Here is a 21,961-nt window from a genome sequence, read left to right on the forward strand (position 1 = left end):
GCGGTCTCACTCTCTACTCGTCCTCGTCGTCGTCACCCGACGATGCCGAGCCGTAGTCGCTCTCCTGCATCCGCGTGCCTTCGAAGGCGGCGTACCGGATGCCCGTGTACAGCGGCGGGATGGCCAGCAGCACGAGCCCCAGCAGATAGGGCAGCAGACTCGGCACGTCGCGGCGCACGCGCAGCGAGTACGAGACCACGGGACCGTTGACGGGGCCCTCGGGCTCGACCCGCAGGTAGTACTGACCGGCCGGCACGGAGCGCAGCAGCGTGGACGCGCCGGAGGACCCTTCGGTCCACGATTCGCCGCCGTCGACGCCCTTGTAGAAGCTGACCTCGCGGTCGACGTTGAAGGCGTCGCCCGACTCGAGGTTGATCAGCGCGAGATCGAAGCCGAGCCACGAGTTGGACAGGTTCGTGTTGGTGGTGAGCTCCACCGTGCCCGAGTCGCGCAGCGTGAACGGCTCGGTGACGAAGGCGGACTCGGCCGTGCCCGGCTGGAACGTGTACTGCTGCAGGAACACCTGCTCGCGGTCGGCCGTGATCTGGCGCCCGATGCCGAACAGCAACAGCAGCGCCGCCAGCAGCGCGAACGCCCCGACCATCGGCCAGACGCGGCCGGCGCGCGGATTGGGCTGGTTGGCGAACACGCCGACGGGCGAGGGCGGGGCACCGGGCAACTGGAACGCCTGCCAGACGACGTCGGGTGCCGTGTAGCGGCCGAGCGACCAGGTGCGCTCGGCATCCGTGCCTTCGCTCGACAGCATCAGCGGCGGGTCGATGAAGTCGTCGGTCTGCACCGTCTCGCCGACACGCACCCGCCACGGGAACTCGCCGAGCACGAAGTCGGTGCGGGCCTCGGCGTGCTGGAAGGCCTTGAACACCGTCGAGCCGTGCCGCCAGTTCGGGCGGTGGGCCCCGGCATGCAGCAGCCTCGGGCGCTCGCGCACCACCGTGACGTCGTTCCAGTGGCCGTTGTACGTCGTCAGGTAGCGGAAGCCGTGGTACGGGTTGAAGAGGACGTACTCGTCCCACGCGTAGCGCACGTCCTCGACCGAGATCGAGCGCTGCTGGAACCCGATGGCGTCGTAGGGCTGCCCGTGCCAGGTGCCGCGCGTGCCCAGCGGGATCACCGGCGTGATGGACTGCCTGGCGGCCGCGGCCTGCAGGATCGTGACGTTGCGGTCGCGCGCGTCGATGACCGCACCGCAGCTGGTGCAGGCCACGGCGCGTGTGTGCGCCAGGGCGCGCAGTTCGACGGCCGCGCCGCAGTTGGCGCAGTTGAAGCCCTGCATGCCCGCCGACCGGTCGACGGCGTCGAAGGTCCGGACGTTGCCGAGGCCGAGTTCGTCGAACGAGACGAAGCGCCCGAGGAAGAGCATCGGCGCGCCGTCGCTGTAGTCGATGGTGCCGAAGGTCGCGTCGTGGCCGCGGAGGTCGGCAAACAGCACGTCCTCCTTGCCCCAGAACTCGAACGGCAACTCGCCTTCCACGCCCTTGTAGCGGGCGGTGGTCAGCGTGGTCACCTGGAGTTCGCGCTGATCCCAGGTGTAGTCCATGCCGAGGCGGACGGCGTCCGCTGCCGGCAGCGGACGGGTCGGCTGCACGAGACTCGAGACGGCGAACTCGAGCTGCGCATCGGAGAGCCAGCCGCTCGTGCCATCCGCGTACACGAGGTGCCACTCGTTCCACCCACCATCGTCGTACTCGTAGACGATGCGGCCGATCACGGTGAAGCTGCGGCCGTCGACGGCACCCGTGGTGCCGATCTGGATGGGTGAGGCGTCGGGTGGCAGGTCGGCGATTTCGCCAATCGTCTCGAGGTCGACGTCGTGGCGGACGATGACCGATCGACAGGCGTCGCACGTGGTCTGGATGGCGCTGGACCAGCGGAAGCGCACGGGGGCGCTGCAGTTCGGGCAACGCCCGGCCGGACCCCTCATCGCTCGGTGTCCCTCGACTCCCGACTCCCGACTCCCGACTCCCGTTCGTTGCCGTACCGGCGCTCGATGCGGCGGACGAGGGTCTCGGTGGCGCCGAGCATCTCGGCCATCAGGCCGGCGGCATCGAAGTCGTCGCGCGCCTTGCAGCAGAAGACGTTGACGCAGATCGAGCCGTATTCCGGGAACGTGTGGCAGGCCAGGTGCGACTCGGCCAGGATGACGAAGCCGGTGAGTCCACCCGGCGCCGGGAACGTGTGCCAGGCGGCCGGCGCCACCGGCGTGAGGCGCAGGTCGGCGATGAGCCGGGCAAACAGCGCGCGCAGGCGGCCGGCATCGCGCAGCACGTCGGCGTCGCAGCCGCGGGCGTCGATCACCCACTCGGCGCCACGCATCGCCGCATCGGCGCTCGGGGCGGGCGGGGTCGCCATTCGGGGCTGGGTGACGTCGCGTTCCGGGGGAGACACGGCCATGGAGCTGTGGCCGGGATTATAAGGCAGGGAAGGCGGAGCGCGGCCGAGCTATGCTCTCGCATCCCGAAAGGCGAGGTGCGGAGTGGAAATGAGTCAGTCGAGGCTGAAGGTCACGCTGTCCGCGTTCATGTTCCTCCAGTACTTCATCTGGGGCTGCTGGTACGCCAGCATGGGCACGTACCTGGCCAACACCCTGGGCTTCGACGGCGGGCAGGTCGGCCTGGCGTACGGGGCGTTCGCCATCGGCGCGATGATCTCGCCGTTCTTCGTCGGCCTCATCGCCGATCGCTACTTCGCCTCCGAGAAGCTGCTGGCGGTGTTCGGGCTGATCGGCGGGCTCGTCCTGTGCCTGCTGCCGCAGATGACGACCTTCGCGACCTTCTACCCGGCGCTGATTCTCTACTGCGCCATCTTCGTGCCCACGCTCGCGCTCGGCAACTCGCTGTCGATGCACCACCTCGCCGACCCGGGGCGCGACTTCCCGCGCGTCAAGGTGCTGTCGGCGGTCGGCTGGTTCGCCGCCGGCATGGTGCTCAGCCTGCTCGCCGCGGAGCAGAAGGCCCTCCAGTTCTACCTGGCAGGCGCCTCGTCGATCGCCTTCGGGCTCTTCTCGCTCATGCTGCCGCACACGCCGCCGCGCAAGACCGGCGCCGACGTGTCGCTCGGCGACGTGCTGGGCCTCGACGCGCTGGCGCTGATGAAGCGGCCGCCCTTCGCCATCTTCATCGCGTGCATGTTCCTGATCTGCATCCCGCTCTACTTCTACTTCGTGATGATGAGCATCTACCTCACCGAGCTCGGGTGGGAGCAGATCGCGGCCAAGATGACCCTGGCCCAGGTCTCCGACGTCGTCTTCCTGTTCCTGCTGCCGGTGTTCCTCAAGACGCTCGGCTACAAGAAGACCATCTTCATCGGCATCCTCGCCTGGGCGCTGCGGTACTTCGCCCTGGCCGGGAGCGTCCACGCCACCGGCCTGCAGGCGCCGCTCATCTTCGCGGCCATCGGCGTCCACGGCGTGTGCTACGACTTCCTGTTCATCGCCGGGCAGCTCTATGTGGATGACGAAGCCAACGAGCGCATTCGCGGCGCCGCGCAGGGCTTCATCGCGTTCATCCTGTGGGGGGCGGGGGCCTTCGTCGGCACCTGGCTCGCGGGACGCGTGCTGGCGGCCCATCAGCTGCCCACGGTAGCGGGCGCGCCGGTGACCTACGACTGGCAGGCCATCTGGAACCTGCCGGCGTGGGGCGCCGTCGCGGTGCTGGCGTTGTTCGTGCTGTTCTTCCGCAATCCCGTGCGGGCTCACACGCCGTCTGGCGCGGAGGTGGCCTCGAGCGTGACGACGGCGTTGTAGTCGGGCTCCATCGAGGCGTGGTCGATGGCCGACGCCGCGAGCAGGACGTTGCCCTCGGGCCAGTGCACCTCGAGGTTGCCCGGGTGGATCGGCGCCGCCTTCAGCTGCCCGCGATAGGTCCCGGCCGTCGCGTACAAAATCACGCTGGCGCCGTCGGCCAGGCGCAACCGCGCGAGATCCTCGACGCTGATGAGGATGTCGTCACGGCGCGCGCCCGTCAGCGGATCGACCTCGCGCTGGATCATCGAGTTGAACTGCTTGCCGCGGCGCGTCGACACGCGGAACGTCCGCGAGACGTCCGTCGCCCGGTCGAACTCGACGACGGCGGCGTGGGCCGGGCGGGTCGTGTCGAGGGCCGCGAAGTGCGCGCGGCCGTCCGGCGTGGCGAACGACCCATCGGCGTACAGCGTGGGGCCGCCCCACTGGAACTGATCGCCCTTGGCCGCCAGCCGCTCGATGCCGGCATAGAGCGGCATCGCGGGCGCAATCTCGCGCCGGATGTCGGCCGCGCTGGCAAAGCGCACCTGCGATGCGCGATCGGGAAACGCGCGCGCCATCGCCTCACCGAACACCTGCCACTCGGGGCGTGCCGAGCCGATCCGACGCCCGGGGATCTCCGGCGAGAAGATCACCCGCCGTTCCGTCGACGTCTCGGTGCCACCACCCGGGGACTCGTAGCGCGTCGTCGCCGGCAGGAGCAGCACGTCGCCGTCGCTGTCGGCCAGCATGCCGGAGGACAGCACGATGTCCTGATGCACGCGCAGCCGCGGCCGACGCAGGGCGCGGCGGGTCCGCGCCTCGTCTGGCAGCGTCTCGAGGAAGTTGCCGCCGACGATCCAGAACAGGTCCACGGCGCCGTCGGCCGACTGCTCGATCATCTCCGCGGTCGTCCAGCCTCGGGTCGTCGGGACGTCGAAGCCCCACACCGACGACCAGCGCGCCGCCGTGGCCGCATCCACGCCCGGCACACAGCCCATCTCCGCGCCGCCCTGCACGCCCGAGTGGCCGCGGATGGGCACCAGGCCGCGATTGGGACGGCCGGGCAGCCCGCGCGCGAGCCCGACGTTCATGAGCGCGCTCACCGTCTGCACCCCATGGGCATGTTGCGTCAGGCCCATCGACCACACGAGCACGGCGTTGGGGCGATCCATCAGCAGTCGAGCGAAGGCCTCGATGCGGTCGCGGGTCGCGCCGCTTTCGCGTTCGAGGGTCGGCCAGTCGGTGGCCAGGGCCCGCGCCCGCGCCTCCTCGAACCCCGTCGTGCGGTCGCGCACGAACGACTCGTCGACCCCACCCGCCTCGATCAGGGCCCGCAGCACGCCGACCAGGAATGCGAGGTCGCCACCCGTGTGGACGTCGAACCAGTGATCGGCGATCGCGGTGCCGAAGACGGCGCTCGAGGCAATCGACGGCACCCAGTAGCGATCCAGGCCCGGCTCGCGGTAGGTGTTGACCACGGCGACCTGCGCGCCGCGCTGCTTGGCGTAGTGCAGATACTTGGTCGTGACCGGCTGGTTGTTGGCGGCGTTGGATCCGAAGAAGACGATCAGATCGGCGCCGAGCCAGTCCGTGTAGCTGCAGGTCGAGGCGCCGTGCCCGAGCGCGGCCTTCATCGCGATGGTCGACGCGGCATGACAGAGCCGCGCCGCGTTGTCCACGTGATTGGTGCCGAGGAACCGGGCCGCCTTCTGCGCGGCGTAGTAGACCTCGTTGGTGATGCCGCGTGAGGTCAGGAAGAACGCGGCACGTGCGGGATCGACGTCCCGGAGCGCCTCTGCGAGCCGATCGAGCGCCTGGTCCCACGAGACCACCTGGAAGCCCGGCTCGCCCTGGCGGCGCAGCATCGGCTCGGGAAGCCGCCCGAGCGCGCGCAGGCCTGCCGACGTGGTGCCGGCGAGTGTCGAGAGGTCACGCAACGCCGCCGGATCGAGGGCGGGTGCCGTGTTCAGCCGCATCAACTCGAGTCGCACCATGCACAGGTGCGTGCCCGTCAGCGTCCAGTCCTTCAGGCCGGACGTGCCGAGGGCACAGCCGTCGCACACGCCATCCCGCAGGATGCGCCACGCATACGGCAGCTGGTCGCGGTTCTCCCAGGCGATGCGGAACATGTCGCGGAAGTGGCGGGGCTTCTGCTTGTGCAGACCGAAGAGGGGCATGAGACCTAGGCGACGCGGTGCGGGTGCGTGTAGAGGTTGAAGGCGGCGCCGCGGACGAAGCCCGCCAGCGTGAGACCGTGCCGGTGCGCCAGGTCGATGGCCAGCGTCGAGGGCGCCGAGACGGCGACGAGCATCGGGATGCCGGCGAAGATGGCTTTCTGCACGAGCTCGAACGAGGCCCGTCCGCTCACGCACAGCACCTGCGACGAGAGCGGCAGCGCAGCGCGCAGCACCAGATGTCCGATGACCTTGTCGACGGCGTTGTGGCGGCCGACGTCCTCGGCGCTGGCCAGCAGGGTGCCGTCCAGTCCGAACACGCCGGCGGCATGCAGGCCACCGGTCTGATCGAAAACGGATTGCTGAGATCGCAGTTGTTCGGGCAGTCGCGATATCGCCGTCGCGGGGAGCGTCCAGGTCGCGGTCAGCGGAGGCGCGGGTGTATCGAGGGCATCGAGAGTCTGGCGCCCGCACACGCCGCAGGCCGATGACGCCGTGACATGCCGCCGCTCGGCGAGCCGCGCCTCGAGCCGACCCACGGCCTCACCGCGCAGCGTCACGTCGATGGCGGACTCGTCGTCGGCCTGCGCCATGCCGGCGATTTCGTCGGCCCCGCGCACGACCTGCTCGGAGAGCAGGAAGCCGGCCGCGAGGTCGCGGTCGGCGCCCGGCGTCCGCATCGTGATGACGAAGGGCTGACCGTGCAGGCGGATGGCCAGCGGCGCCTCCGTGGCGGCGCGATCCTCGGCCCGCGACCGCTGGCCGTCGCGCACCCGCTCGACCTCGATCGCTCGCCAGGCACTGGACACGCCGCGATCTTACCGTGCGGCTCCGCCGTGGCGCCGGCTCCGGCGGCCCGCTCCGCCTTCGCCGAGGCTTCGGCGGACACGTCGGCGAGCGGGCCCTCCCAACTCCCGCGGTGCCGCTGCCCGGCTTCCGGTGCCCGGTGCCCGGTTCCCGGTTGCCGGTTGCCGGTTCCCGGTTCCCGGTTCCCGTCACCCCCTCTTGTAGGTGATGGCCAGCCCGCCGCCGCGCTCGTCCACCGTGGTCTCCGTCTTGGGCACCGTCCGCAGGAAGGCGAGGTACTCGCGCGATCCCTGCGCGCCCCGTCGTCCGCGCTCACTGACGTTGTGGGTCGTGTAGCAGCCGCCGACGACGAGCTTGGGCAGGACGGCCTTGAAGTAGTTGGGATACCAGTCCTTGTCGGCATCGCTGAAGACGAAGTCGAACGGGCCCGGCAGCGCCGGCACGATGGCATGCGCATCGCCGAGGCGGGCGTCGATGATCGAGGCCAGCCCCGCGGCCTCGAACGTCGCCTTCGCCTCCTGGTGACGGCGCTCGTCGACCTCGACGGTCACGAGCCGGCCGCCCGTCTTGCTCAGGGCCCACGCGATCCACAGGCCCGAGTGGCCGGTCGACGTGCCGATCTCGAGGGCACGCGTGTACTTGTGCTGCACGATGAGGTCGTGCAGCAGCTGGCCGTCCGACTCGGGCACGTTCAGATCGCGCCACGTGCCGGCGCGATCGGTGAACACCTTCCTCACACGCGCATCGAGCGCGGCCTGGGTCGATGGCGATTGCGCGGACAGCCGGGCGGTCGGGACGGCAGCCGCCAGCATGGCCAGCGCCTGACGACGGGTCACATCGGTCATGGGACTCCCTCCGCCAGGCACTATGCGCGACAGATGTGAAACGCCTGTGGCAATGCACATGCACGTCGCGCCTGAGTCGGACGGCTCGGCGAGCCGTCCCTCCCAACCGCGGTCACATGAGCCTCGAGCCTTGAGCCTTCCGTCCGAGCCCAGAGCCGAGAGCCCTGAGCCTGTTCTCTGAGCCCTGAGCCCTGAGCCCTGAGCCCAGAGCCTTCCCGCTGAGCCTTGAGCCCAGAGCCCTGAGCCCTACCCGACCGACGGCAACCCGGCCAGCGCCATCGCGAGTTCGCTCTCGTCGTACGTCTGGTTCGTGAGCTTGCCGGCGAAGTAGTCCATGTACGCCTGCATGTCGAAGTGGCCATGGCCGCACAGATTGAACAGGATGGCGCGCGACACGCCCTCCTCGCGGCAGCGGATGGCCTCGTCGATGGCGCCCCGGACGGCGTGGTTGGCTTCCGGCGCCGGCAGGATGCCTTCGGCACGGGCAAACTGCACCCCGGCCTCGAAGCACTCCTGCTGCAGCAGCGCCCGGGCCTCGATCAGGCCGAGCTCCTTGAGGTGCGACACCATCGGCGCCATGCCGTGGTAGCGCAGTCCACCGGCGTGGAACCCCGGCGGCATGAACGTCGACCCGAGCGTGTGCATCTTGGTCAGCGGCGTCATGTGTGCCGTGTCGCCGAAGTCGTAGGCGTACCTGCCGCGCGTCAGGCTCGGGCAGGCGGCCGGCTCGACGGCCACGATGCGCACGTCGGGTCCGCCGCGCAGCTTCGCGCCGATGAACGGAAAGGCGATGCCCGCGAAGTTCGACCCGCCACCCGTCGCGCCGACGATGACGTCGGGGTAGTCGTCGGCACTTTCGAGCTGCTCGATGGCCTCCATGCCGATTACGGTCTGGTGCAGCAGCACGTGGTTCAGCACCGAGCCGAGCGCGTAGTTGGTGTCGGCGTGGGTGGCCGCCACTTCGACGGCCTCGGAGATGGCCATGCCCAGACTGCCGTTGCAGTCGGGATCGCGGGCGAGCACGTCACGGCCGTACTGCGTCTCGGCCGACGGACTCGCCACGCACCGGGCGCCGTAGGTCTCCATCAGCGCGCGGCGATAGGGCTTCTGGTTGTACGACACCCGCACCATGAAGACCTGGATCTCGATGCCGAACAGGGCCCCGGCGAACGCCAGCGATGACCCCCACTGGCCGGCGCCGGTCTCGGTGGCGATCTTCCGGATGCCCGCCTCGCGGTTGTAGAAGGCCTGGGCCACCGACGTGTTCGGCTTGTGGCTGCCGGCCGGACTCACGCCTTCGTACTTGTAGTAGATGCGCGCCGGGGTCTGCAGGGCCTGCTCGAGGCGCCGCGCCCGGAACAGCGGCGACGGCCGCCACTGGCGGTATACGTCACGGACCGGACGCGGGATCTCGATCTCACGCTCGGTCGAGACCTCCTGCTCGATGAGCGCCATCGGGAACAGCGGCGCGAGGTCCTCCGGGCCGAGCGGCTGCAGCGTACCGGGGTGCAGGGGCGGCGGGCACGGCGACGGCAGATCCGCGGCGAGGTTGTACCAGGTGGTGGGCAGTTTCGTTTCGTCGAGCAGGTACTTCACACGGTCGGTCACGGCAGCCTCCGGGCACACGGCAGGATCCTATACCGAGCTGCGCCCGCAATGGCCCCGCGGCATAATTGACGGCAGATGGCCTCACTTGGAAGACTCGGGATCCTCACCGCCGGCGGAGACTGCGCCGGGCTCAACGCCGTGATCTCCGCCGCCGTGAAGTACGGAACGAGGCTCGGGTACTCGTTCGTCGGATTCAAGCGTGGGTGGGAAGGCGTGCTTTCCCCGATGGACTACATGACCTTGGACGCCAGGGCCGTCAGCGGGATCGCCCACACCGGCGGGACCATCCTGCACACCACGAATCGCGGCCGATTCGCGGCGAAGAAAGGCACCGGCGAGGGCAAGGGCATCCCCAGGGAAATCCTGGAGGAAGCGAAACGGAACCTCTCCAGCCTCGGGGTGGACGGTCTGATCGTGATCGGAGGCGATGGCTCTCTGAGCGGCGCCCGGCAGCTGGGCGAAGCCGGCGTCCGCGTGATCGGCGTTCCGAAGACCATCGACAACGACCTCGCCGCGACCGAACAGACGTTCGGATTCAGCACCGCCGTCAACGTGGCCGTGGAAGCCCTCGACCGAGTCCACACCACCGCCACCAGCCACGACCGGGTCATCTTCGTCGAGGTCATGGGCCGCAACGCCGGCTGGATCGCCCTCAAGTCGGGCCTCGCCGGCACCGCCGACGCCATCCTTCTCCCTGAGTTTCCGTTTACGCTCCGAGGCCTGGTCGACTATCTGCGTGCTCGGAAGGCCACGGGAGGGAACAGCGCCGTCGTGGTGGTCGCGGAAGGCGCCAAGCTTGGCGAACACGTCGCGGCGGAAGGCTCGGGCGCCTCCGAGGAACTCCACTACGGCGGCATCGCCCACGCCATCATGGCCGCCGTCGAGCGGGCCGCGCCGGGCGAGTTCGAGATGCGCGTGAACATCGTCGGCCACATCCAGCGCGGCGGCTCTCCCAATGCGCGGGACAGGAACCTGGGCCAAAGCTACGGCGTGGCTGCGATCGACGCGTACCACCGGGGTGAATCCAGCGTGATGGTCAGCCTCAACAACAACACCATCGTCACGGTCCCCCTCCTGGATGCCACGTCAAGGCTGAAGATGGTGGAGGAAAGCTCCCTGGAACTCGCCACCGCCGCGAAACTGGGCGTCTTCATCAGCGACCGGATGAGTTGAGCGAGCGCCCCCTACTTTGCGACGAGCAACCTCTCGACCGCCTCGCGCCCCGTCATGCCCGGTGTCACTCCCAGAGCTGCGGCCGCGTGGCTCACTTCCAGGATCGTGGCGCCGAAGAGATCCTCAGGCTCGCGCAGCGGTACGGCTGGCGTGCCGCGGGCAATCGCCACGGCCAGACTGAACTCGTTCGCAGAGCGAATGTCGTAGATGCCGCAGCCGACAAGGCCATTGACGGTGTGAATCGCACAGTATTGCCCGCCCGGCCACTGGTAGGTCGAGCCGACGGCCTGCCCGCCATCGAACTGCAGGGTGCGGTGCTCGGCATGAGGAAGCGACATGCTCATTGGGACAACCGGCCCTTACCTGTTGTAGTTGCCCAGGTACAGGCGGGCGACCTCCGACAGGCGGAAGCGGCGCTCGCCCCCGGCCTGGAAGCTGACCGTGCGGGGCTCGCCCTCCTTGGCCGATCCCTCACCGCCCTCGATGTTGATCAACCGCCCCCGCAGGACTTCACCGCCGCGGGTCACCAGCACGTGGTCGCCGCCCCGCGCGGCCTGCGCCTCGCTGGCCGGCAGACCATCCGCACTCCCGCCGACGACGATCAACTGCACGTCGGCCATCGGGAACTTCTGCTGGTCGTTCTGCGACACGCGGACATAGACAGTGTCGTTGGACCGGTTCCAGTCCTCGAACCGGCCCGTGATCTTCTGGCTGCCGCGGCGGACGACCGTGACCTGCTCCTGAGCGTGCGCGAGAGTGGGGGCGAGCGCCAGGGCGCCGGCGACGAGGAGGAGGAGGCGAAGGAGACGTGTCTGCATGAGCTGTGATCTAGCTCATCAGGGGACGCGACGCAATCCGGATCGCGTCGTTGGCGCCCTCAGGCGTCGACGGGGTGGGTCAGGGCGCGCAGGTCCGCGCGGCGATCTGCGCCATCTTGTCGCGCCAGACCGCCACCCACGCGGCTGCGCCCGTCGACGACACGCCTGTGCGCGGGTCGTGCCAGACCGAATCGGCGATCTGGTCGACGCGGGCGGCCTGCATCACGGCGTGCACATGGGCATCCGTCAGTCGGCCTGCCTGGGCCAGGAAGAACTGCCGGCCGGCCTCGCTCACCCGCGGGTGACCGCGCCCTCCACCCCGAGCGCTCAGCAACACGGTCAGATTGCCGCGGCACTCCACCGGGGCGCCGCCCCTGCGGTTGATGGCGGGCTGGAACACCCGGTAGTGCGTCCGGCCCCGCCAAACGTGGCGCCGACGTCCTGCACGGTGACCACAGGATCGGCGCAGGCGCGCGCCCCGGGCCGCTCGAAGAACACCGGCGGACGGTAGCCGTGGCCGTCATCCTCTGCCAGCGGATGGACGTCGCCGCCGGCGGGGTCCACCGGACCGCCGCACGCCAACCGCTGCTGCTCCGGCTTGCGATCGCCATGCTGCAGGACCACCGCGGCCAGCGTCAGGGCGTCGAACTGGGCACGCTGCCGGTCGCGCTGCGGGCCCGCCGGCAGCGCATCGATGGCAGTGTCGAGGTCGGCCCAGCTCCAGCCCGCGTTCGGGTCGCTGCCGCTCACCATCACGACGTCGGCGATGGCCGGCTGGTAGATCGCGAGGTACTGCCGCGAGGCGCGCGGGCCCGCGCCCGTCATCGGGTCCTCCGGGCAGTCCTCACAGATCGGGTAGATCGGGTCGGCGCCGAACCCGAGCGCCCAGAGCAGGCGCGTCGCGGCGACCAGTGCGTACACCTCCCGGTTGCCGCCGGTCGTGTCGTCCGTGTACTTGACCCGCAGGCTCACATCCTGGGCCGTGCGGCACTGGAACTTCGGCGTGGCGCCGCCCAGGGGCGCGCCGGGGCGTGCGAAGCGGCAGGACACGGCGGGCGCCGCACCGTCCTGGCCAGGGTGATGAAGGCCGGACGCGCCGGTCCTCGCCGTGACGACGACCGCGGCCCACAGCACGAGACGGGCGACCCGGTCGCGGGGCCACGCCGTCATCGCGCCGCCGCTGACCGGCGAGTCGACCTCACGGCCGACGGTTGCGGAACTCGTCGCTCTTGCGGAGTTCGTTGGCGACGTCGCGTTCGGTCCACTTCTCGCGCCAGACCCTCTGCACGTAGACGTCGGCCCCCGGATCGGGATCCCGACCGAGCACGCTCTGATAGGCGCGGGCGACGACCTCGCGCGCCTTCGCCTCGGTCATCGTGTTCTTCTCGCGATACTCCGGGCTGTCGCGCAGGGCGGTGCGGACGTCGGCCTCGGTCCACCCCTTCGTCTTCACCTGCCGGCGGAAGTCCGACAGGCCGCCCGCATCGGGGGCACGGCCGAGCACGTCGCGGTACGCGCGCGTGATCATCTGATCGATCTGCGCGTCGCTGAGCTCGGCCTTCTCGCTGCTGCGGCGCAGGGCGTCGCGCACCTGCCGCTCGCTCCAGCCGTCGTCGAGCATGCGCCGGCGATACTCGCGCAGGCCCTGTGGATCGGGGTCGCGGTCCAGGATGTCCTGATAGGCGCGGGTGATGATGCGGTCGATGTCGGCCGACGACGGGCGCCTGTCGTCGTTGCCGGGCCGGTCGCGGTTGCCGTAGCCACCATTCCCACCGTAGCCGTTGCTGTTGCCATAGCGGTCGCGGTCGTCACGCTGGCGGCGCAGCTCGTTACGGATGTCGCGGTCGGTCCAGTCCTCCTCGTACACGCGGGTCCGATACAGCCGAATCTCCCGGCTGTCCGGCCGGCGCCCGAGGACATCGTCGAAGGCGCGCTCGATCATGCGATCGACGCTGCTGGCGCTCTGGGCCTGCGCGGCGATGGGCGTGAGCACGACACCGACGGTGGACAATGCCAACGTGGCCCCGAGCATCCACGACAGGGGGAAGAGCGTTCTGGTCATGTCATCACATCCTTTCGGGTCACTGCGGCCAGCTGAACCCTCTGCTCCAGAGCATACGTCGGGCTGGGCTTGCGATGACGGACCGCTCGGAGAGCGGTCCCTACCCATCGTCTCGGGCCGACGGCTACATGCCGGTCAGCCAGTCGGTGCCGAGCCAGTGGCGCTTGCGTTCGTCGAGCCAGCCACCCTCATGATGGAACGTCAGCCAGCTGTTGAGGAAGTTGAGGAAGTCGGCGTCGCCCTTGCGCACGGCCATCGCGGACCGCGTCACCTGGAGCGGCTGCTCGAGCGGCTGGACGAGGCGATCGGGCGCCTGCCGCACCACCAACTGCGGCGACGGCGTGGTGACGAGCACGCCATGCGCCTTGCCTTCGAGCACCGGGGCGAGCGGATCGGCGTCGGCCTGGACCTTGACGAGCGTCGCTTTCGGGAACGTACGGGCGGCGATGCCCTCCTGGCTCGTGCCGGCCATGACCACGAGGCGCACGTCCGGCGTATTGAAGTCGGCGACCGACGTCTTCGTGCCCGCGAGGGACTTGCTGGCGATCAGGTGCATGGCCCCGACCGACGTGGCGTCGGTGAAGTTGACGACCAGGGCGCGGGCCGGCGTGATCCAGAGGCCGGTGGCGGCGACGTCGGCACGAACGGCTCGTTGGCCACGACGCCGACGCGCAGGGTGCCGCGTGTCGGGATGGTGGCCAGCGTGTCCACCGCCGGGCGGGCCCACACCGGAACGGCTGCCCGTGCAGGCGGATCTCCAGCGGCGCCTCGGTGGCGGCCCGGTCTTCTGCGACGGACCGCTGTCCGTCTCGGACGCGCTGCACCTCCATGGCCCGCCAGGCGTGGTTTACGGGACGGATCCAATCGGGGAACGGGAGAGGAAAGGAGACAGGAGTCAAGGCCTGCTTCCTGCACGCTGTGTCCTTCCCGGATCCCTGACTCCTGAGTACTATTCAAGGCTCTTTATCCGTGATCGCGAGTCCGCCGCCGCGTTCGTCGACGGTGGTCTCCAGGTTTGGCGTCGCTCGCAGCAGCGCCAGGTAGTCGCGCGACCCCTGCGCGCCCCGTCGTCCGCTCTCGCTGACGTTGTGCGTCCTGTAGCAGCCCCCGACGACGAGCTTGGGCAGCACGGCCTTGAAATAGTTGGGATACCAGTCCTTGTCGGCGTCGCTGACGACGAAATCGAAGGGGCCGGGCAGGGCCGGCACGATGGCGTGCGCGTCGCCGAGTCGGGCGTCGATGAACGTCGACAGTCCCGCCGCTTCGAAGTTCTTCAATGCCTCGCGATGCCTCGACTCGTCGAGCTCGACGGTAACCAGCTTTCCGCCGGTCTTGCTCAGCGCCCACGCGATCCAGAAGCCCGAATGGCCGGTTGAGGTGCCGATCTCGAGGGCACGGGTGTACCTGTGCTTGACGATGAGGGCGTGCAGGAGCTGTCCGTCGGAGTCGGGGACGTTCAGGTCGCGCCACGTACCGGCCCGCTCAGCCAGGAACGCCTTGACGCGGGTGTCCAGCGCGGCCTGGTCGTGCGGTGGCTTCTGGGCCAGCAGCGTCGGGGGCCGGCAGCGCAGCGGCGATGACGAAGGCGAGCGAGGTGACACGGGTCAGTGCGGTCATGGGTGGACCTCCTCGCACAGCATGCGCCTCGCCCTTACGGAGGCCGTGGCGTCGCCGTGAAAGTTCCGTGACGAGCCTCGACCGATCACGGTCTGGTGCAGCAGCACGTGATTCAACACCGGCCCCAGCTCGTAGTTGGTGTCGGCGTCGGTGGTGGCCACTTCGACGGCCTCGGAGCGGCGCGCCCGATGCCTTTCCATCAGTACCCGCATGAGCTGGCTGCTCGTCAGCATGCGCGCGCAACTTGCGATCCACCTCGCCATCGGCCTCTGGGTGTCTCGGCGACGTCACACGCTCGATCTGACCGGACGACCGACGTGAATCGCTCACGAAGGCTTCGTCGTCGAACCATCAGTCCACGCGCTCGCTATCAGTCCTGCCGGAAGCCTGACGGCCCGTTGGAGCTGGCAAGCGCGGGGTGACTGGGGCCTTCGTCATTTTTCTGATTGTCTTCTTGAGGGAATGCACATGACCGACACAACACATGACATCGTCGACACGGCTGTTGCGGCTGGGTCGTTCACGACACTTGTTGCTGCCGTGACCGCCGCGGGTCTCGTCGACACCTTGAAAGGCGCAGGGCCGTTCACGGTGTTTGCACCGTCGGACGATGCCTTCGCCGTCCTGCCAGCTGGCACCGTGGAAGACTTGGTCAAGCCCGAGAACAAAGACAAGCTCACCGCGATCCTGATGCTCCACGTCGTGCCTGGGAAGGTCATGGCCAGCGATGTCTCTGGACAGGTCATGGACCCGGCGACTGCCGGTGGCGCGACGATTCATGTCGACGGCACCGACGGTGTGACCGTCAACGGCGCCAAGGTCGTGACCCCGGATATTGCATGCTCGAACGGCGTCATTCACGTCATCGACGCGGTACTGTTGCCCAAGGGGTAAGCGTTTCCGCAACGCAGCGACCGTGGGCAGAGATGCCCCCGGTCGTTGCCGTCAGGTCGCTGGCGGCCAGAGGACGTTCGCGTCCTCGACGTACTGCCTTGTCGATACGGCAGCGGGCGGCATCGGTCTCAGAAACACGCCCGCTCCGTCGTCATCGACGACCTGCGTGGGGCAGCTCGCGCCAGATCGCCTTCATGAGCCGTCTCGTCCGACGACGGCTGCATCGCCGACGAGGCCGCACGCCGCAGGCGGTTCGCTTACCCTCTCCATCCACATGAACTGGCTGCTGCTCGGCAGGCTCGCGTACCTGGCGATCCAGCCAGCACCACCAACGAGTACATCGCGGAGTGGCAGGAGGCGCCTGCCACCAAATCCGATGCCTACCTGTTCGGCATCGGCTTCTGCCAGAAGCGGTTACCGGGCGCTCTCTACTTTGCGACGAGCAACCTCTCGACCGCGTCGCGTCCCGTCATGCCCGGTGTCACTCCCAGGGCTGCGGCCGCGTGGCTCACTTCCAGGATCGTGGCGCCGAAGAGATCCTCAGGCTCGCGCAGCGGTACGGCTGGCGTGCCGCGGGCAATCGCCACGGCCAGACTGAACTCGTTCGCCGACCGAATGTCGTAGATGCCGCAGCCGACGAGCCCGTTGACGGTGTGAATCGCACAGTATTGCCCGCCCGGCCACTGGTAGGTCGATCCGACGGCCTGCCCACCATCAAACTGCAGGGTGCGGTGCTCGGCATGAGGAAGCGACATGCTCATTCTCCTTGGCGAACGCTCACGACAGGCCGCGGACGAGACGTCAGCGGCGGCAGCACACCGCGGCAGCACGGCGTTCGTACACTGTAGCCTGAGAGCGACCTGCGCACGCTGACGCCCTCTCGTCCCGCTCACAGCAACGCGTCGCGGAGTCCACGCAGCAGCCAGAGCGCGGCGTCGAGCCGCGGCCACTCGAGGGTGAAGCGCCCAAGGGCGGCGCCGCGGTCCACCATCCAGTGCCACGCGGCGTGCGCCACGACCGCCGACAGGACGATGGTGCCGACGCGCTCGGAGGCCGCGCGCCGGAACAGCAGCGTCACTGGCGGCAGGATGAGCAGGAGCACGAGCACCTGTCCCAGCTCGACGCCGACGTTGAACGCCAGCAGTGACGCCACCAGATGCGTGCCGGCGAACTGGAGGGACTCGCGCAGCGCGAACCCGAAGCCGAATCCGTGGACGAGGCCGAAGGCGAAGGCCACCACCCAGCGATGGGTGAAGGTGGTCGCCATCATGTTCTCGACCGCCATGCAGACGATCGAGAGTGCGATGAGGGTCTCGATGAGCGGCGGGAACCAGAGGGCACGGGGCGCGAGGCCGAGCGCCGATGCGATCAGCGTGATCGAATGCGCGACCGCAAAGGCGGTGACGACCGGCACGAGCGCCCGGAGTCGTCGCATCGGGATGGCCAGACCCAGAAGGAAGAGCAGGTGATCCGGGCCGCCGAGGATGTGGCCGAACCCCAGTTGCACGAACCGCCAGGCGGCCTGGTGCCACCGCGGATCGAGGCGGACGAGTCCAGGGTCGCCCACCAGTTCGAAGGCGCGGATGGCGCCGTCGGGTGGGAGAAACCGCAGGGCCGTGATGACACGCACGCCGAACCGCGCCACCGCCGGGTCGATCGCGAACGCGGACCGGTCCGAACGGATGTCGAACTCCAGCAGCACGTCGAGCAACGCCTGGTTCCAGACGAGCCGCGTGTCGGCGTCGAGCGAAGGGCCCAGGACGAGCGCGAGCGCCTGTTCGTAGCTCACGAACGAGCGATCGGACGGCAGTGAGATGCGGGCCGCAGCCAGGCGGGGCGGCCCCAGCGTGGCGGAGTCCTCCTGGACCCGGAACGCCGCCGCCAGCCAGAGTGCGACGGCGTCAGCAAGGGCGCTGTCGACGCGCGTCAGATCCAGCAGTCCTTCCGGCCCGCGGGTCGGATAGTCGACGTCGCGCATCGCTTCGAGCGGGACGCGGACGAGCAGTCGCAGTCGCTGCCCCTCGGGCTTGACCAACGCGTGCACGACGACGGAGGCGGGCAGATCGTGGGCAGCCGGGCGGCCGGTCCACACCAGCAGCACGAGGAGGACTCCGGCAATCGTCAGCGCGTGCGAACGCATGGGGCGTGGCCGTCGGGCAGGCAACCGGTTATATCATCCCGCCGGAGGTCGCACATGGCTGCCAGGCGTCATGCCGTTCTCGGGGCTCTCGTCGTGGTGCTCATCGCCGCCCTGCTCACTGCGCGCGGCGCCTTCGAGCGGATGGCCTCGGCACAGCGCGCCGCCGGCGTGCAGGCGCCCACCTTCGAGGTCGACCCGCTGTGGCCCAGGCCGCTACCCAATCGCTGGGTGCTCGGCCAGACGATCGGGGTGGCCGTCGATGCCCGGGATCACGTCTGGATCGTCCATCGCGGCGACGCCAGCCTCAACATCATGACCGAGGGCGTCACCACGCAGGGGCCGGCCTGGACGGTGACGAGCGATCAGCCCTGGTTGTCGTTGCCGGGCGGCTCCCGGGCCGGCATCGGCACCGGCGCGCTCGTCTTCCAGATCAGCGACGACGCACCGAGGCAGCCGGCCACCGGCCGGCTCACCGTCAACGTGACTGGAGCCACGACGCTGAAGGAGCCACCCTCCATGTGCTGCAAGGGCGCGCCGCCGGTCCTGGAGTCCGATCGCGACGGCAATCTCGTGGGTCACTGGGGCGGCCCCGGCGCTGGCTACGAGTGGCCGGCCACCAACCACGGCATCACGGTCGACTACAAGGCCAATGTCTGGATTGGCGGCAACGACCCGAAGGACGCGCACATCGTCAAGTTCACCAGGCAGGGCACGTTCCTGCTGCAGGTGGGCCATCCGGGAAAGAACGCCGGCAGTCACGACAGGCAGAACTTCTGGCGCGCCGCGAAGGTCTCCGTCGATCCAGCGACGAACGAGGCCTATGTCGCCGACGGCTACGGTAACAAGCGCGTCGTCGTGATCGACGCCGACACCGGGGCGTTCAAGCGGTACTGGGGCGCGTACGGGAACCGGCCCGACGACACCAATCTGGGGCCCTACGATCCAGAGGCGCCGCCGGCGCAGCAGTTCCGCAATCCGGTGCACTGCGCCGAGATCTCGAACGACGGCCTCGTGTATGTCTGCGATCGCGCCAACAACAGGATTCAGGTGTTCACGCGCGCCGGCGCGTTCGTCAAGGAAGTCGTCATCGCGAAGCACACGCGAGGCGACGGCGCCGTCTGGGACATCGCGTTCTCGCGCGACCCGCAGCAGACGTTCCTGTTCGTCGCCGATGGGCGCAACGAGCGCGTCCACATCGTGCAGCGCGAGAGCCTGCAGTTGCTCACCAGCTTTGGCGCCGGCGGCCACCAGCCCGGGCAGTTCTTCGGCGTGCACAGCATCGCGACCGACTCGCGCGGCAACCTGTACACCACCGAGACGTACGAAGGGAAGCGCTTGCAGAAGTTCGTCTACACGGGGCTTGGCCCCGTGACGACGCAGGATCAGGGCACGTTGTGGCCGAAGGCCAGGCCGACACCATGAACGCATCGCCCCGGACGGACGTATCGGGCGGGATCCGTCCGGGGTCGAACCGCGACATCCCCGCGTGCTACATCTTCACGGGGCGTCCGGTCTTGACCGACTCGTAGATCGCCTCGATGACGCGCATGTCGTTGCGGCCGTCCTCGCCGTCGACGATCGGGCGGGTGTGCTTCGCGGCGCTGTCGGCGAGGTGATCCATGAGGGCGGCGAAGTGATCCGGCTCGCGGAGGTTGCGCGTCTCGATGGTGTTGCCCTTGAACACGCGCATGCCGAGGGCGCGGCGGTTGTAGGCCGGCTCCATCTCGAAGGACCCGTTCTCGGCGTGCACCCGGAAGCGATTCAGGTTGGTGCCGTAGCTCGACACGCAGTTGGCGAGGACGCCGCTCGGGAAGCGCATCTGGAAGTTGATGGTCTCCTCGACCTCCTTGAAGCGCGGGTCGTTGGGCGTGCTGTATTCCATGCCGAAGACCTCGGTCGGCTCCTCGCCCGAGAGGTAGCGCGCGGCGTTGACGGCGTAGATGCCGATGTCCATCATCGAGCCGCCGCCGCCTTCCTTCTTCTTCAGGCGCCACTGGTCCGGGTTGCGGGTGTTGAAGCCGGCCTCGCACAGGATCACCTTCGGCTTGCCGAGTTCCTTGTCGCGGACCATCTTGATCATCGCCTGCGTATACGGCTCGAAGCGCAGACGGTAGGCCACGGCGAGGTACTTGCTGGCAGCGCTGGCCGCCGCGATCATCTCGTCGCACTCCTTGACCGTGTTGGCCATCGGCTTCTCGACGAGCACGTGCTTGCCGGCCTTGTGCGCCCGGATGGTGTACTCGGCGTGCATGAAGTTGGGCAGCACGATGTACACGGCATCGATGTCCGGGTTGTCGGCGATGCGGTCGTAGGTGTCGTACGAGTAGAGCCCCTTCTCGGGCACGCCGTACTGGGCGGCGAGGGCCCGTGCCTTGTCCACGCTGCCGCTCACCAGGCCGGTCAGGCGCGCCGACTTCGTGTGGGCGAACGCAGGCAGGATGTCGCTGATCGACAGACCGCCGAGGCCGACCACGGCGTAGCCGAACGTCTTTGCCGGCGGCGTGGGCGTGGCGGGCTGGGCGGCGGGGGCGGCGGTGGCATCGGCGGCCGCGGCAAACGGTGCGGCTGCCGCCACGGTGGCGCCGGTCGCTCGGAGGAAGTCGCGTCGGGTCGGAGTGGGTTCGGACATGCGCGCCATTGTGCTACGGCTGGCGGTGCTGGGCCGAACAACGGGAGTGTGCCCGCTGACACAGGCGAGTCACGGCGTTGGCCTACCCTGTCTGGATGCCGACTCGCATGGCCACTGTTCTGCTGGCGTCCGGGTGCCTGCTGGCGCTGACGCCCCCACCGTTCCACGCCGCCCCCGACGCATCGTCCTGCGCGGCTGTCACCGCCTCCACCGCGGACCAGTGTCTGCGGCTCAATCATCTGCAGGTGCTCGGCACGCACAACAGCTACCATCTCGCGCCAGAGCCCCCGGTGCTTGCCGCGCTCGGCCGGCGCGCCGCGGCCCTGGACTACACGCACCGGCCGCTCACCGAGCAGTTGTCGCGGCTGGGCATCCGGCAGTTCGAGATCGACGTCTACGCCGACCCGAAGGGCGGGCTCTTCGCCTCGCCAGCCGCCCTGCGCGTGGGCCCCGCGTTCGCCACGCTCGAGCGACCGGGCCCCGCGCTCCAGTCGCCGGGGCTGAAGGTGCTCCACGTGCCGGATCTCGACTTCCGGGTGACCTGCCCGACGCTCGTGGCGTGCCTCACGGAAATCCGGGGGTGGTCGCGCGCCCATCCGCGGCATGTGCCGATCATGGTCATGCTCGAACTGAAGGACGAGGCGCTCGAGGACCCACGCGGACTCGGCTTCGTCACGCCCGTGCCCTTTGATGCGGCTGCGCTCGATGGCCTCGACGCCGAGATCCGCAGCGTCTTCGACGCGGCGCACGTGCTGACCCCGGACGATGTGCGGGGCACGGCGACGACCCTGCGCGGAGCCATCGAGACAAAGGGCTGGCCGCGGCTCGCCGACGTACGGGGACAGGTGCTGTTCGCCATGGACAATGCCGGCGTGCATCGCGAGCGCTACCTCGCGGGACACCCGTCGCTCGAGGGACGGATGCTGTTCGTGAGTGCCGAGCCCGGCACGCCCGCCTCGGCGTTCCTCAAGATGAACGACGCCCTCGGCGACGCCGGGGCCCGCATCCGTCCACTGGCTGAGGCCGGCTACATCATCCGCACCCGGGCGGACGAACCAGGCCAGGAAGCGCGGACCGGCGACACCCGCAGGCGCGACGCCGCGTTCCGATCGGGCGCGCACTTTGTCAGCACCGACTACCCTGAGGTCAGCCCGTACGGGAGTAGGTACATCGCCCGCCTGCCTGGGGCGCCTGAGGCGGCGGCGCGCTGCAATCCCGTCACCGCTCCGGCCGGGTGTACCGACGCCTGGCTCGAGCCGCGGTAACTCAGGCGCGGCTCACGAGCAGCGCCACCACGACATACCGCGCCGCCTTCCCGATCGTCGTCCACACGAGGAAGGGCGCGACGGGCATGCGCGCCGCGCCCGCCAGGGCGACCAGCAGGTCGCCGATCAACGGCACCCACGACAGCAGCAGCGCCGGCGGGCCGTGCCGCGCGAGCCACGCCGACGC

Annotated in this window: 22 protein-coding genes and 1 pseudogene; 5 read left to right on the forward strand and 18 right to left on the reverse strand. The window is 69.2% G+C overall.

Going from position 1 to position 21,961, the window contains the following annotated elements; genetic code table 11:
* Positions 1–13: 13 nt before the first annotated feature.
* Both Q0C41_RS01835 and Q0C41_RS01840 read right to left on the reverse strand, forming a co-directional pair.
* A complete protein-coding gene (locus tag Q0C41_RS01835; RefSeq protein WP_291980736.1) occupies positions 14–1,900 on the reverse strand; it encodes a DUF4178 domain-containing protein in 1,887 nt (628 codons plus the stop codon).
* Positions 1,901–1,938: 38 nt separating this feature from the next.
* Positions 1,939–2,370: an S-adenosylmethionine decarboxylase family protein gene (locus Q0C41_RS01840; RefSeq protein WP_291980737.1), complete on the reverse strand. Its 432-nt coding sequence runs from the start codon at positions 2,368–2,370 to the stop codon at positions 1,939–1,941.
* A gap of 130 nt (positions 2,371–2,500) precedes the next feature.
* On the opposite strand from Q0C41_RS01840, the gene Q0C41_RS01845 reads away from it, so the two are divergent.
* Positions 2,501–3,763 carry an MFS transporter gene (locus Q0C41_RS01845; protein ID WP_291980738.1) on the forward strand — a complete coding sequence of 421 codons (1,263 nt, stop codon included), beginning with the start codon at positions 2,501–2,503 and terminating at the stop codon, positions 3,761–3,763.
* On the opposite strand, the gene Q0C41_RS01850 is transcribed toward Q0C41_RS01845, so the two are convergent.
* The 4 genes from Q0C41_RS01850 to Q0C41_RS01865 form a co-directional block, all read right to left on the reverse strand.
* The gene (locus tag Q0C41_RS01850) at positions 3,712–5,919 is read right to left on the reverse strand and encodes an FdhF/YdeP family oxidoreductase (RefSeq protein WP_291980739.1); all 2,208 of its coding nucleotides are present in this window, start codon (positions 5,917–5,919) and stop codon (positions 3,712–3,714) included. The two genes, Q0C41_RS01845 and Q0C41_RS01850, sit on opposite strands and share 52 nt — an antisense overlap.
* 5 nt (positions 5,920–5,924) lie before the next feature.
* Entirely contained in the window at positions 5,925–6,725 is an 801-nt protein-coding gene (gene fdhD / locus Q0C41_RS01855) for a formate dehydrogenase accessory sulfurtransferase FdhD (protein WP_291980740.1), read from the reverse strand.
* Positions 6,726–6,911: 186 nt separating this feature from the next.
* Positions 6,912–7,568: an O-methyltransferase gene (locus Q0C41_RS01860; protein ID WP_291980741.1), complete on the reverse strand. Its 657-nt coding sequence runs from the start codon at positions 7,566–7,568 to the stop codon at positions 6,912–6,914.
* A 246-nt stretch (positions 7,569–7,814) separates the two neighbouring features.
* Entirely contained in the window at positions 7,815–9,176 is a 1,362-nt protein-coding gene (locus Q0C41_RS01865) for a TrpB-like pyridoxal phosphate-dependent enzyme (protein WP_291980742.1), read from the reverse strand.
* Positions 9,177–9,251: 75 nt separating this feature from the next.
* Here Q0C41_RS01865 and Q0C41_RS01870 point away from each other — a divergent pair, with 75 nt between their 5' ends.
* Positions 9,252–10,349 carry an ATP-dependent 6-phosphofructokinase gene (locus Q0C41_RS01870; protein ID WP_291980743.1) on the forward strand — a complete coding sequence of 366 codons (1,098 nt, stop codon included), beginning with the start codon at positions 9,252–9,254 and terminating at the stop codon, positions 10,347–10,349.
* Positions 10,350–10,360: 11 nt separating this feature from the next.
* Here Q0C41_RS01870 and Q0C41_RS01875 read toward each other — a convergent pair whose 3' ends face one another.
* From Q0C41_RS01875 to Q0C41_RS01910, 8 genes are all read right to left on the reverse strand, one after another.
* Positions 10,361–10,693 (reverse strand): DUF1805 domain-containing protein, encoded by a 333-nt coding sequence (locus Q0C41_RS01875; RefSeq protein WP_291980744.1) that lies wholly within the window; start codon positions 10,691–10,693, stop codon positions 10,361–10,363.
* Between the two features lie 15 nt (positions 10,694–10,708).
* Positions 10,709–11,167 (reverse strand): hypothetical protein, encoded by a 459-nt coding sequence (locus Q0C41_RS01880; protein WP_291980745.1) that lies wholly within the window; start codon positions 11,165–11,167, stop codon positions 10,709–10,711.
* A 79-nt stretch (positions 11,168–11,246) separates the two neighbouring features.
* Positions 11,247–11,462 (reverse strand): hypothetical protein, encoded by a 216-nt coding sequence (locus Q0C41_RS01885; RefSeq protein ID WP_291980746.1) that lies wholly within the window; start codon positions 11,460–11,462, stop codon positions 11,247–11,249.
* Between the two features lie 44 nt (positions 11,463–11,506).
* Positions 11,507–12,337, reverse strand: coding sequence for a hypothetical protein (locus Q0C41_RS01890; RefSeq protein ID WP_291980747.1), 831 nt, complete (start codon positions 12,335–12,337; stop codon positions 11,507–11,509).
* Between the two features lie 28 nt (positions 12,338–12,365).
* A complete protein-coding gene (locus Q0C41_RS01895) occupies positions 12,366–13,229 on the reverse strand; it encodes a hypothetical protein (protein WP_291980748.1) in 864 nt (287 codons plus the stop codon).
* Between the two features lie 124 nt (positions 13,230–13,353).
* Positions 13,354–13,956 (reverse strand): transporter substrate-binding domain-containing protein, encoded by a 603-nt coding sequence (locus Q0C41_RS01900; protein ID WP_291980749.1) that lies wholly within the window; start codon positions 13,954–13,956, stop codon positions 13,354–13,356.
* A gap of 226 nt (positions 13,957–14,182) precedes the next feature.
* Positions 14,183–14,830, reverse strand: a complete 648-nt coding sequence (locus Q0C41_RS01905; RefSeq protein ID WP_291980750.1) for an O-methyltransferase — start codon at positions 14,828–14,830, stop codon at positions 14,183–14,185.
* 12 nt (positions 14,831–14,842) lie between these two features.
* The gene (locus tag Q0C41_RS01910) at positions 14,843–15,046 is read right to left on the reverse strand and encodes a hypothetical protein (RefSeq protein WP_291980751.1); all 204 of its coding nucleotides are present in this window, start codon (positions 15,044–15,046) and stop codon (positions 14,843–14,845) included.
* Between the two features lie 268 nt (positions 15,047–15,314).
* Between Q0C41_RS01910 and Q0C41_RS01915 the strand changes: the two genes are divergently transcribed.
* Positions 15,315–15,740, forward strand: a complete 426-nt coding sequence (locus Q0C41_RS01915) for a fasciclin domain-containing protein (RefSeq protein ID WP_291980752.1) — start codon at positions 15,315–15,317, stop codon at positions 15,738–15,740.
* Positions 15,741–16,168: 428 nt separating this feature from the next.
* Here Q0C41_RS01915 and Q0C41_RS01920 read toward each other — a convergent pair whose 3' ends face one another.
* Entirely contained in the window at positions 16,169–16,501 is a 333-nt protein-coding gene (locus Q0C41_RS01920; protein ID WP_291980753.1) for a DUF1805 domain-containing protein, read from the reverse strand.
* Between the two features lie 128 nt (positions 16,502–16,629).
* Complete coding sequence (locus tag Q0C41_RS01925) at positions 16,630–17,880, reverse strand: HupE/UreJ family protein (protein ID WP_291980754.1); 1,251 nt, start codon at positions 17,878–17,880, stop codon at positions 16,630–16,632.
* A 141-nt stretch (positions 17,881–18,021) separates the two neighbouring features.
* On the opposite strand from Q0C41_RS01925, the gene Q0C41_RS01930 reads away from it, so the two are divergent.
* Positions 18,022–19,302 carry a hypothetical protein gene (locus Q0C41_RS01930; RefSeq protein WP_367079084.1) on the forward strand — a complete coding sequence of 427 codons (1,281 nt, stop codon included), beginning with the start codon at positions 18,022–18,024 and terminating at the stop codon, positions 19,300–19,302.
* Positions 19,303–19,369: 67 nt separating this feature from the next.
* Here the strand turns inward: Q0C41_RS01930 and Q0C41_RS01935 are convergent, their stop codons facing one another.
* A complete protein-coding gene (locus Q0C41_RS01935; protein ID WP_291980756.1) occupies positions 19,370–20,509 on the reverse strand; it encodes a Gfo/Idh/MocA family oxidoreductase in 1,140 nt (379 codons plus the stop codon).
* 107 nt (positions 20,510–20,616) lie between these two features.
* Here Q0C41_RS01935 and Q0C41_RS01940 point away from each other — a divergent pair, with 107 nt between their 5' ends.
* Positions 20,617–21,774 (forward strand): phosphatidylinositol-specific phospholipase C1-like protein, encoded by a 1,158-nt coding sequence (locus Q0C41_RS01940; protein ID WP_291980757.1) that lies wholly within the window; start codon positions 20,617–20,619, stop codon positions 21,772–21,774.
* 1 nt (position 21,775) lies between these two features.
* Here the strand turns inward: Q0C41_RS01940 and Q0C41_RS01945 are convergent.
* Positions 21,776–21,961, reverse strand: a pseudogene (locus tag Q0C41_RS01945) (DedA family protein); the annotation flags it as partial.

This window comes from Luteitalea sp., from assembly GCF_022842525.1.
Lineage (GTDB): Bacteria > Acidobacteriota > Vicinamibacteria > Vicinamibacterales > Vicinamibacteraceae > Luteitalea.